This is a genomic window from Ruegeria sp. YKSD179 (genome assembly GCF_059612885.1).
The window spans coordinates 42,157-52,711 of sequence record NZ_JBXWRL010000036.1 but is presented as its reverse complement, the minus strand read 5'-3'; the positions used below and the strand labels follow the sequence as shown (position 1 = coordinate 52,711).

Here is a 10,555-nt window from a genome sequence, read left to right as displayed (position 1 = left end):
CGATACCGACACAAGTGGACTGACCCAAACCGACATCAGTGGTTTGCTTGACTGCCTCATAAGTCAACGTGCCCGAACGCGAGACAACGCCAACCGAGCCGCGTTTGTGGATGTGACCGGGCATAATGCCGATCTTGCATGCGTCGGGTGTGATGACACCAGGACAGTTCGGGCCAACAAGTCGCGATTTCGAACCCTCAAGCGCCCGCTTCACCGTCATCATGTCCAGAACCGGGATACCTTCGGTGATGCAGACGATGACTTCCATCTCGGCGTCGATCGCCTCAAGGATCGAATCCGCGGCAAACGGCGGCGGAACATAGATCACGCTGGCGTTTGCTTGGGTCACGGCTTTGGCTTCGTGGACCGAGTTGAAGACAGGCAGATCAAGATGGGTCATTCCACCCTTACCGGGGGTCACGCCGCCGACCATCTTGGTGCCATAAGCGATGGCCTGTTCGCTGTGGAATGTGCCCTGCGAGCCGGTAAAGCCCTGACAGATCACTTTGGTATTTTCGTCGATGAGGACTGCCATTTGGCGTTCTCCTGTTTTAGGCTGGCATTGGCCAGCCAGAATTCTTCGAAAAAGGTGGGCCGAGGCCTACCTCATGGAATTAGCCTTTGACCGCCTTAACTATCTTCTCGGCGCCGTCTTTCAGGTTGTCCGCTGCGATCACGTCCAGGCCAGAGGTGTTGATGATCTCTTTGCCTTTCTCGACATTCGTGCCTTCCAGACGCACGACCAGCGGAACCTTCAGGCCGACTTCCTTCACCGCAGCCACTACGCCCTCGGCGATGACGTCACAGCGCATGATGCCGCCAAATATGTTGACCAGAATTCCTTTGACGTTCGGGTCCGAGGTAATGATTTTGAATGCCTCAGTCACTTTCTCCTTCGTGGCGCCACCGCCCACATCGAGGAAATTCGCAGGTTCGGCACCATAGAGTTTGATGATGTCCATCGTTGCCATGGCCAAGCCCGCGCCGTTCACCATGCACCCAATTTCACCATCCAGCGCGATGTAGTTCAGGTCGTACTTGGAGGCTTCCAATTCTTTTGGGTCTTCTTCGGTTGTGTCGCGCAGCTCAGCAATGTCAGGGTGACGGTAAACTGCGTTACCATCAAATCCGACCTTGGCGTCAAGAACCTTTAGATCACCTTTGTCCGAGATGATTAGTGGGTTGATCTCCAACATCTCCATGTCTTTTTCGACGAAGGCGGAGTAGAGCTGACTCATCAGTTTGACGCACTGTTTGACTTGCGCGCCCTCCAGTCCCAGCGAGAATGCGATGCGGCGACCATGATAAGGCTGGTAGCCGGTGGCGGGATCAACCGAGAAAGACAATATTTTTTCTGGCGTTGCAGCAGCCACTTCTTCAATGTCCATGCCGCCTTCGGTCGAACAGACAAACGAGATGCGACTGGTCTGACGATCCACCAACAAGGCGAGATAAAGCTCGCGTTCGATACCCGAACCAGCTTCGATATAAATGCGATTGACTTGCTTTCCCGCGGGACCTGTCTGATGCGTGACCAACGTGCGACCCAGCATCTTTTTGGCTTCTTCTGCGGCTTCTTCGACTGATTTGGTCAGACGGACACCACCTTTTTCGCCTGCGTCGGTCTCCTTGAAAGAGCCTTTACCGCGGCCACCTGCGTGGATTTGTGCTTTAACAACCCAAAGTGGGCCATCCAGTTCTCCGGCTGCGGTTTTGGCTTCCTCGGCGCGCAAAACAGCGCGACCATCGGACACCGGAGCGCCATAGCTGCGTAAGAGAGCTTTGGCCTGATATTCGTGAATGTTCATCGAAACTGTCCCGTCTGACTACGATTAAACCGTTATAGGCGTGTCTAGTGGCCAAGTTTAAAGAGTTTTTTTATTTGTCACGGGAATTTGCTGAAGATTTTTCATATTTGTGATCACAGTATTTTAGGGTGTGATCACAAAGATCTTTCGACCATGGCATGATTCGATATCTTCACCGTGGAAAGGTGGTTTCATATCCAAATCTCAGCGTTTCCGCGACCCTTTCCCAAATGTGATGGGTGTCAAAATTCAGCAGAAGCCAAAAAGAAAACCGGCCCAATAAGGCCGGTTTGGTAAATGCCATGGAAGCCGGATCAGGCCAAAGAGCTGTCGATGCCCTTGCAAGCCTCGATCAGGCCCTTCACCGCGTTTACAGAATTATTGAAACCAGCCTGTTCGTCGTCGTTCAGCTTGATGTCCACGATTCGCTCGATACCTCCGGCGCCGATTACTGTCGGGACGCCGACGTACAGACCTTTGACGCCAAGTTCGCCATTGCAATAAGCCGCACAGGGCAATACGCGTTTCTGGTCTTTAAGATAGGCTTCGGCCATTTCAATTGCGGATGTGGCCGGCGCATAATAGGCAGAGCCGGTTTTAAGAAGACCGACGATCTCAGCTCCACCGTCGCGGGTACGCTGGACAATTGCATCAAGTTTTTCTTGAGTAGTCCATCCCATTTCCACCAAGTCGGGCAGAGGAATTCCGGCAACTGTCGTATAACGAACTGACGGTACCATTGTGTCACCGTGTCCGCCCAGAACAAATGCAGTCACATCACGCATGGACACATTAAATTCTTCCGCGAGGAAATGAGCGAAACGAGCAGAGTCCAAGACACCAGCCATGCCGCATACTTTATTGTGTGGAAGGCCCGAAAACTCGCGCAAAGCCCACACCATCGCGTCCAACGGGTTGGTGATGCAGATCACGAACGCGTCGGGTGCATGCGCAGCAATGCCTTCACCGACCGACTTCATGACTTTCAGGTTGATGCCCAGCAAGTCATCGCGGCTCATCCCTGGTTTGCGGGCAACGCCTGCAGTCACGATGCATACATCTGCGCCAGCGATATCGGCATAGTCACTGGTGCCTGACAATGCTGCGTCAAATCCTTCTGATGGGCCGGATTCGGCTATGTCGAGCGCTTTGCCCTGCGGCAACCCCTCTGCGATGTCAAACAGGACAACATCACCCAGCTCTTTGACAGCAGCAAGATGCGCAAGCGTGCCGCCGATGTTCCCCGCGCCGATCAGCGCAATCTTGGGTCTGGCCATTTGGAATATCTCCGGTCGGTTTTAAAATCGAGATTTTGCTAGTCGGTTAAGCCGCCGTGCGCAAGGGTCGAGCAGCGCGGCATGCGACCGCATACTGTTTGCAACGATCAAGCTTGATGCGCTAAATGGCCAATGACACAGGCCGATTCCGGGGCGTTGCATGTTCGAAATGAACCTGATGTTTTTCGCTGTGGCTATTCCGGCCGTGATCTTTGCAGGTATTTCAAAGGGCGGATTCGGCTCGGGCGTTGCGTTTGCATCGGCGTCGATTCTAGCTTTGATTTTGACGCCGGGACAGGCGCTGGCCCTGATGTTGCCACTATTAATGGTAATTGATGTCGCCACGCTTGGACCCTTTTGGAACCGTTGGAGTTGGCCAGAAGCGCGCCTGTTGATGCTGGGCGCGGTCCCGGGAGTCGCCCTGGGAGCGATTTTTTTCGGGGTGACAGATGATGATTTCCTGCGTCTTTTGATAGGCGGAATTTCGGTTGGTTTCGTTGCCTGGCATGTTTCTCAATCCAATGGCTGGATCAACGGTTTCAGGCAAAAATTGCCACCTTCGGTTGGAATATTCGCTGGGCTTGTCGCTGGTTTCACCAGCTTTGTTAGCCACGCTGGCGGCCCACCAGCCGCTGTTTATCTTCTGTCCCAGCGCCTGACCAAGACAGAGTTTCAGGCCTGCACGGTTTTGGTTTTCTGGGTTATCAATATCGCAAAATTTGTTCCCTATGCCTATTTGGGGATGTTCACTTGGCATACCGCGTGGGCTGATTTGTTGCTTGCGCCATTTGCGATTTTAGGTGCTTGGCTGGGCGTTCGGGCGCATTGGATGATCTCTGAACGACTTTTCTTTATGATCGCTTACGTATTGTTGACGATCACGGGCACGAAATTGATATGGGATGCATTAACCTGAAGGTGCGGATTGACGCATAAATGGTGCGCTGACTGGGTCAAAAGAACGAAGTTTCCGCCATAACCGAAATCGCTTTTCGAAATTCCAATGTTGTAAGAGTATTAGGACGGGAGCGCATGTGTGAGAAATCCTTAACATGCATCGCGTGTTGCCCCGCAGAAAGCTTGGATGCTGCGACGCGGCAATTTTGCGCTTGAACTTTCCGTCAAAAAATGCCCCATTTCGCGCAACTTTATTACCAAGGGAGAAGCCGGTGGATCCCCGTCAACGTCCGTACCGTTCCGTTCTATACATTCCAGGCTCGAAAGAGCGGGCCTTGGAAAAAGCGCGCTCACTGTCAGTGGACGCAATTATTTTCGACCTTGAGGACGCAGTCGCGGCAGATGAAAAAGAAAATGCTCGTGAAACTTTAAAAGCCGCACTGATTGCAGGAGGGTACGGTTCACGTGTCAAAATCGTACGGATCAACGGTTTGGATACCGAATGGGGGCGTGCGGATGCTTTAGCCGTTCGCGAAATGGATGCTGACGTAGTTCTGTTGCCGAAAGTGAACTCAGCGTCGGATGTACAGGCGTTGTCGACAATCACAGGTGATCTGCCGATCTGGGCAATGATGGAAACGCCACGAGGGATGCTGAACGCGGCGGAAATTGCGGCCCATCCACTCGTGGCAGGGTTCGTCATGGGCACCAACGATCTGGCAAAAGAGTTGCAAACCCGCTTTCAACCCGACCGCTTGCCGCTGATGACCTCGCTGGGATTGTGTCTGCTGGCTGCAAAGGCTGAGAGCCTGATTATTGTCGATGGCGTTTATAACGCCTTCAAGGATGACGACGGCTTGGCGGCAGAGTGTGATCAAGGTCGCGCTATGGGTTTCGATGGCAAGACACTTATTCATCCTGCGCAGGTTGAAATTGCGAATTCAGCTTTCGCGCCTTCGGATGCAGAGGTCGACTTGGCCCGACGTCAGATTGCCGCCTTTGAAGAGGTCGAGGCACAGGGATTGGGCGTTGCCGTCGTTGATGGGAAGATCGTAGAAAACCTGCACATTGTAACTGCACGTGAAATTCTGGCAAAAGCAGAGGCGATTTCAGAATTGCAAGCGGGGTAGGCCAGCATGGGCTTTTTTCTTCTGATCCTTGGTGTGGCCCTATGGTGGGCTGCGCATCTGTTCAAACGTATTATGCCAGAAAAGCGCGCAGCTCTTGGTGATGCAGGCAAGGGCGTAGTCGCCTTGGCGTTGGTCGTTTCGATCCTTCTGATGATCTTCGGCTACCGCATGACTGATTACATTCATGTCTGGGCGCCGCCGTCCTTTATGGTTCACATCAACAACCTTCTTGTTCTAATCGCTTTCTATCTTATGAGTCCGGCAGGCCAAAAAGGGCGTTTGCTGAGCAACGTTCGTCACCCAATGTTGGCTGGCTTCAAACTGTGGGCATTCGCTCATCTGTTAGTCAACGGCGACCTAGCCTCGATCGTGCTGTTCGGAGGGCTGTTAGCTTGGGCTGTAGTCGAGGTGATTGTCATCAATCGTGCCGAACCCGAGTGGACGCCCGGCGAGCCTGGCACCTACGGCAAAGACGCGATGTTCTTTGTCGGTTCCATCGTGCTTTTGGGTGTCGTGGGATACATTCACGGGCTGGTCGGTCCTTCCCCGTTTGCATCATAGAAGGTTGAGGCCATGGCCAAGCTTTATCGTTTATTGACAGAAGAGGACACCTCGGCGTTCTGCCACAAGGTATCCGAAGCGTTGGCCAAAGGTTGGGAATTGTATGGGGATCCCACCTATGCCTATGACGCAACCAGCAAGGTGATGCGTTGCGGGCAGGCCGTGACCAAAGAGATTGCGGCTGATTATTCCCCTGAAATGAAATTGGGACAACAATAATGGCAAAAACCAACCCCGGTCGGTTCTTTGAGGACTACGCCGTGGGGCAGGTCCTGCACCACCCTGTGCCGCGAACTGTCACCAATGGTGAACGCGCCCTGTACCATGCGCTCTATCCGTCGCGTCATGCTCTCTATTCTTCAGACGAATTTGCGCGGTCATGTGGCTTGCCACAAAGCCCTGTTGATGATCTGGCGGCATTTCACGTGGTTTTTGGCAAGACAGTACCCGACGTTTCGTTGAACGCTGTGGCCAATTTGGGTTATGCCGAAGGACGCTGGCTGGGTCCTGTCCACCCCGGCGACACACTGCGGTCAGAGTCCGAGGTGATCGGACTAAAGCAAAATTCGAACGGCAAAACGGGTGTCGTTTGGGTGCGTACCAAAGGCTTAAACCAACGAGAAGAAGTAGTCATTGAATACGTCCGCTGGGTCATGGTGAGGAAATCGAATCTGGATGCCCCTGCGCCTGAAACGGTCATACCCGAACTTAACAAGGCGCTTTCAGCTCAGGACCTTGTTGTACCAAAGGGATTGGATTTTTCGAACTACAATTTCTTGCAAGCAGGCGAAACACATCGCTGGGGCGACTATGCGATTGGTGAAACTATAGATCATGTTGACGGTGTGACTGTTGAAGAGGCCGAGCACATGTTGGCAACTCGCCTTTGGCAGAACACGGCCAAAGTCCACTTTGATCTGACTTTCCGACCAGAGGGGAGGTTGATTTATGGTGGCCATGTGATTTCGATGGCGCGGGCCTTGTCATATAACGGCTTGGCCAATGCGCAAATGATCGTGGGTCTCAACGGTGGCGCGCATGCAAACCCGTGTTTCGCGGGTCAGACCATCAAGGCTTGGTCTGAGGTGTTGGACAAGGCAGATACAGACGTTCCTGGCGTGGGTGCAATACGACTTCGTCTTGTAGCAAACAACGGCGGCGCTCCGTTCGAATTAAAGAGCGAAGACGGGCGTTACCTGCCACAAGTCTTGCTCGATTTGGATGTCTGGGCGCTAATGCCAAAATAGTTTTCCTTGCAGAGACTGAACGTTTCAACGGATGACTAAGCATCCCTCGATCAGTCTTGAGGCCACCGCGTATCGAGCGGTTTTTGACTTACAGTTTAAATGTCTGCCTGACAGGAAATTGAATTGCCGAACCTTCAACTGTGTTAGGGTTGCAAAATGCAAATATTGCGCGCGGCTACTTTGGCAATCTTGAGTGCGACTCCGGCCCTCGCATGCGATCTGGCATTGGCCCTGGCTGTTGATGTATCTGGCTCGGTCGATTCCACTGAATACAGGATTCAGATGGATGGGTTGGCGGCGGGGCTGCGCGACCCGGTGGTGTCTGAAGCTTTAGTCAGGGGTAAGTCGCAATTGATGTTGATTCAGTGGACAGGTAGTTCTCGCCAAAGAATTACGATACCTTGGACGAAGATTGACAGTTTTGCATCACTAGATGCTTTTGCCAGCGAGGTCGCCTCAGATCCACGCGTTTGGCGAAACTTTTCGACGGCTATTGGCGAGGCATTGTCGGTTACTGTGGCGCGGTTTGACGAGGTGTCCGAATGTTCACGCCATTTGATTGATCTGTCAGGTGATGGTGTATCCAACGAAGGTATCGAACCATCCGAATTGCGCGACTTGCTGCGTGACCGTGGAATAACTGTGAATGCAATTGCAATCGAAGAAAGTGAGCCGGACCTGACGGCATATTTCTTTGAGAACGTTATCGCTGGAGAAGGGGCATTTGTAGTTTCTGCTGCGGGATTTGCTGATTACCCAGAACGCATTAGAAAAAAGTTGCTGCGCGAAGTGACGCAGCAAACAGCGGATTTGGATTGAAAGTCCAAAGATTCGTGATCACATTTCCACACTTCGGAAATCGCTAACATTGATTTAAGTGAATTTGTTATGTGATCACGAGAATATTTTGTGTGATCACATAAGCATTTTATCTGTATTTTTCGGTTTAAATTGACGGTTTTTGCATTCGCAGCACGTGACAGTCTAGCAAAAAACAGTAAAACCATCGGTAGCCAAATGAAAAGGAGCCGACATGGCCGATTTAAATCGGGGCGAGCGCCCTCTTTCACCACATCTTTCGATATACCGCCCACAGATGACGTCTGTGTCATCCATCATGGTTCGGATCACTGGCATCGCCGCGCTGGCTGTTTCCTTTTTTGTCGTTTGGTGGTTGCTGGCCGCCGCCACCAGTGAAAGTGCATTTAACTTTATTGACGGTTTAATGCGAAGCTGGCTTGGCGATCTGGTGATGTTCCTGGCTGCTTGGGCGATATACTATCACATGCTGGGTCGGCTGCGGCATGTAATCTGGGACCTGGGATATTGCGTCGATGTTGAAGTCTCGGAAAAGCTGGGGATCGGGATGTTCATCTTGGCGACCATTCTGACTTTCGTCACAGTACTTGCGGTTTAAGGAGTTTGGCCATGCAAAGTTACCTCACAGACCGCAAACGGGCGCTGGGAACTGGGGCCGGCAGACACGGCACCCATCATCATTGGCAGATGATGGCAAGCTCGACTGCTCTTGTCTTTTTGGTTCCACTGTTTGTTTTTACTTTCGCCAATGGGCTCGGCGGCACTTATGAAGAAGTGGTCGCATATTACAGCCGCCCGTTTCCTGCAATTATCACAGGGCTGACTCTGGTGGTTGTCATACTTCACCTTGTACGAGAAGCGCAGGTTGCAATTGAAGATTATGTGCATGGCGTCGCGGAAAAGCTGAGCCTTATGGCAGTGGCAGCATTTGGTTACACCCTGATGGCGGCGGGGCTGTTCGCCCTTGTCAAGCTTGCCTTGTGAATTACGCGGTAAGGATCAAAAAAGATGACTGCATATGAATATGAAACCCACGAATATGATGTCGTGGTTGTTGGGGCAGGCGGAGCAGGTCTTCGTGCGACTCTAGGTATGGCCGAACAAGGATTGCGAACAGCCTGCGTGACCAAGGTATTTCCGACCCGTTCCCACACGGTCGCTGCGCAAGGCGGTATTGCGGCATCGCTCGCCAACATGGGCCCAGATAACTGGCAGTGGCACATGTACGATACCGTCAAAGGTTCGGATTGGTTGGGTGATACGGATGCCATGGAATATCTGGCTCGTGAGGCGCCCAAGGCTGTCTACGAACTCGAACACTATGGAGTGCCCTTCAGCCGTACCGAAGAAGGCAAGATTTATCAGCGCCCATTTGGTGGCCACACGACCGAGTTTGGCGAAGGTCCCGCCGTACAGCGGACATGTGCCGCGGCTGACCGGACTGGTCATGCGATTCTGCATACATTGTACGGTCAAAGCCTGAAAAATAACGCTGAGTTCTACATTGAGTATTTCGCCATCGATCTGATCATGTCTGAAGACGGTCAGTGTCAGGGGGTTGTCTGCTGGAAGCTCGACGATGGCACGATGCATGTGTTCAACGCCAAGATGGTTGTGCTGGCGACAGGCGGCTATGGCCGAGCCTATTTCAGCGCCACATCGGCGCATACCTGTACCGGTGACGGCGGCGGAATGGTTGCCCGAGCTGGTCTGGCGCTGCAGGATATGGAATTTGTTCAATTCCATCCAACCGGCATTTACGGTTCGGGCTGCTTGATCACAGAGGGAGCACGCGGCGAGGGCGGGTACCTAACCAACTCGGAAGGTGAGCGTTTCATGGAACGTTACGCGCCTCACTACAAAGACTTGGCTGCCCGCGACTACGTTTCACGCTCAATGACCATGGAAATCCGTGAAGGTCGAGGGCACGGAGAAAACGGTGATCATATCCACCTGAACTTAAGCCACCTGCCCCCGGAAACGTTGGCGCAGCGGCTTCCGGGGATATCAGAATCCGCTCGTGTTTTTGCAGGCGTTGATTTGACCAAAGAACCTATCCCAGTTCTTCCCACCGTTCACTACAACATGGGCGGCATCCCGACGAACTATTGGGGCGAGGTTCTGAACCCGGTAGCCGATGACCCGACAGCTGTCGTACCGGGTTTAATGGCAGTGGGTGAAGCCGGTTGTGCATCGGTCCACGGCGCGAACCGTCTGGGTTCAAACTCACTGATTGACTTGGTTGTCTTCGGCCGTGCAGCGGCGATCCGTGCGGGAAAGGTTGTGGATGCCGACGCTCCGAACCCAGTTCTGAACCAGGCGTCTGTAGACAAGGCATTTGATCGTTTTGACGCTATTCGAAACGCCAGCGGTGCGGTTCTGACCGCAGAGCTCAGGTTGGAGATGCAACGAACAATGCAAGATGACGCGGCCGTATTCCGGACTTCCAAGACATTGGCCGAAGGCGTCGAAAAGATGAACGCAATTGCGGCCAAAATGGATGACATCAAGGTTTCGGATCGCAGCCTTGTTTGGAACAGCGACCTTATGGAAACGCTGGAACTGACCAATCTGATGCCAAGCGCGCTGGCCACTATCGTAAGCGCAGAGGCGCGTAAGGAGTCCCGCGGCGCCCATTTCCACGAGGACTTTACCGAACGTGATGATGAGAATTGGCGCGTCCATACCGTCAGCCACATTGACGGCAACAAAGTTGAGCTTAGCTATCGTCCTGTCATTGTCGATCCGTTGACGACCGAGGACGAAGGCGGCATTAGCTTGGCAAAAATCGCGCCCAAAGCGCGGACGTTCTAAGG

General features: G+C 52.9%; 11 protein-coding genes and 1 pseudogene. 9 read left to right on the top strand and 3 right to left on the bottom strand.

What is annotated here, in order from left to right; genetic code table 11:
* From AC2FNE_RS16525 to mdh, 3 genes and pseudogenes are all read right to left on the bottom strand, one after another.
* Positions 1 to 535: pseudogene (locus AC2FNE_RS16525) on the bottom strand (succinate--CoA ligase subunit alpha); the annotation flags it as partial.
* 79 nt (positions 536 to 614) lie between these two features.
* Positions 615 to 1,808, bottom strand: coding sequence for an ADP-forming succinate--CoA ligase subunit beta (sucC, locus tag AC2FNE_RS16520; RefSeq protein ID WP_170474954.1), 1,194 nt, complete (start codon positions 1,806 to 1,808; stop codon positions 615 to 617).
* Between the two features lie 314 nt (positions 1,809 to 2,122).
* Complete coding sequence (mdh, locus tag AC2FNE_RS16515; protein WP_170474957.1) at positions 2,123 to 3,085, bottom strand: malate dehydrogenase; 963 nt, start codon at positions 3,083 to 3,085, stop codon at positions 2,123 to 2,125.
* Between the two features lie 160 nt (positions 3,086 to 3,245).
* Between mdh and AC2FNE_RS16510 the strand changes: the two genes are divergently transcribed.
* From AC2FNE_RS16510 to sdhA, 9 genes are all read left to right on the top strand, one after another.
* Entirely contained in the window at positions 3,246 to 4,001 is a 756-nt protein-coding gene (locus AC2FNE_RS16510) for a sulfite exporter TauE/SafE family protein (protein ID WP_496805818.1), read from the top strand.
* Between the two features lie 253 nt (positions 4,002 to 4,254).
* A complete protein-coding gene (locus tag AC2FNE_RS16505) occupies positions 4,255 to 5,112 on the top strand; it encodes an HpcH/HpaI aldolase/citrate lyase family protein (protein WP_170606004.1) in 858 nt (285 codons plus the stop codon).
* 6 nt (positions 5,113 to 5,118) lie between these two features.
* On the top strand, positions 5,119 to 5,673 hold the full coding sequence (locus AC2FNE_RS16500) for an NnrU family protein (RefSeq protein ID WP_170606006.1): 555 nt from the start codon (positions 5,119 to 5,121) through the stop codon (positions 5,671 to 5,673).
* A 12-nt stretch (positions 5,674 to 5,685) separates the two neighbouring features.
* On the top strand, positions 5,686 to 5,892 hold the full coding sequence (locus tag AC2FNE_RS16495) for a DUF1737 domain-containing protein (protein ID WP_170606009.1): 207 nt from the start codon (positions 5,686 to 5,688) through the stop codon (positions 5,890 to 5,892).
* On the top strand, positions 5,892 to 6,920 hold the full coding sequence (locus tag AC2FNE_RS16490) for a MaoC family dehydratase (protein ID WP_496805817.1): 1,029 nt from the start codon (positions 5,892 to 5,894) through the stop codon (positions 6,918 to 6,920). Before AC2FNE_RS16495 ends, AC2FNE_RS16490 begins: the two co-directional genes overlap by 1 nt.
* 156 nt (positions 6,921 to 7,076) lie before the next feature.
* The gene (locus AC2FNE_RS16485; RefSeq protein WP_170474974.1) at positions 7,077 to 7,739 is read left to right on the top strand and encodes a DUF1194 domain-containing protein; all 663 of its coding nucleotides are present in this window, start codon (positions 7,077 to 7,079) and stop codon (positions 7,737 to 7,739) included.
* A 214-nt stretch (positions 7,740 to 7,953) separates the two neighbouring features.
* On the top strand, positions 7,954 to 8,337 hold the full coding sequence (sdhC, locus tag AC2FNE_RS16480; protein ID WP_496805816.1) for a succinate dehydrogenase, cytochrome b556 subunit: 384 nt from the start codon (positions 7,954 to 7,956) through the stop codon (positions 8,335 to 8,337).
* Positions 8,338 to 8,348: 11 nt separating this feature from the next.
* Complete coding sequence (gene sdhD, locus AC2FNE_RS16475; RefSeq protein ID WP_170474979.1) at positions 8,349 to 8,723, top strand: succinate dehydrogenase, hydrophobic membrane anchor protein; 375 nt, start codon at positions 8,349 to 8,351, stop codon at positions 8,721 to 8,723.
* A gap of 24 nt (positions 8,724 to 8,747) precedes the next feature.
* Complete coding sequence (gene sdhA, locus AC2FNE_RS16470) at positions 8,748 to 10,553, top strand: succinate dehydrogenase flavoprotein subunit (protein WP_496805815.1); 1,806 nt, start codon at positions 8,748 to 8,750, stop codon at positions 10,551 to 10,553.
* Positions 10,554 to 10,555 lie beyond the last annotated feature (2 nt).

Bases quoted from the DNA above. Each gene is read 5' to 3' on its own strand.
- sdhD (WP_170474979.1), top strand. From the start codon at position 8,349: ATGCAAAGTTACCTCACAGACCGCAAACGGGCGCTGGGAACTGGGGCC.
- sdhC (WP_496805816.1), top strand. From the start codon at position 7,954: ATGGCCGATTTAAATCGGGGCGAGCGCCCTCTTTCACCACATCTTTCG.
- AC2FNE_RS16500 (WP_170606006.1), top strand. From the start codon at position 5,119: ATGGGCTTTTTTCTTCTGATCCTTGGTGTGGCCCTATGGTGGGCTGCG.
- AC2FNE_RS16490 (WP_496805817.1), top strand. From the start codon at position 5,892: ATGGCAAAAACCAACCCCGGTCGGTTCTTTGAGGACTACGCCGTGGGG.
- AC2FNE_RS16495 (WP_170606009.1), top strand. From the start codon at position 5,686: ATGGCCAAGCTTTATCGTTTATTGACAGAAGAGGACACCTCGGCGTTC.
- mdh (WP_170474957.1), bottom strand. From the start codon at position 3,085: ATGGCCAGACCCAAGATTGCGCTGATCGGCGCGGGGAACATCGGCGGC.
- sucC (WP_170474954.1), bottom strand. From the start codon at position 1,808: ATGAACATTCACGAATATCAGGCCAAAGCTCTCTTACGCAGCTATGGC.
- AC2FNE_RS16510 (WP_496805818.1), top strand. From the start codon at position 3,246: ATGTTCGAAATGAACCTGATGTTTTTCGCTGTGGCTATTCCGGCCGTG.
- sdhA (WP_496805815.1), top strand. From the start codon at position 8,748: ATGACTGCATATGAATATGAAACCCACGAATATGATGTCGTGGTTGTT.
- AC2FNE_RS16485 (WP_170474974.1), top strand. From the start codon at position 7,077: ATGCAAATATTGCGCGCGGCTACTTTGGCAATCTTGAGTGCGACTCCG.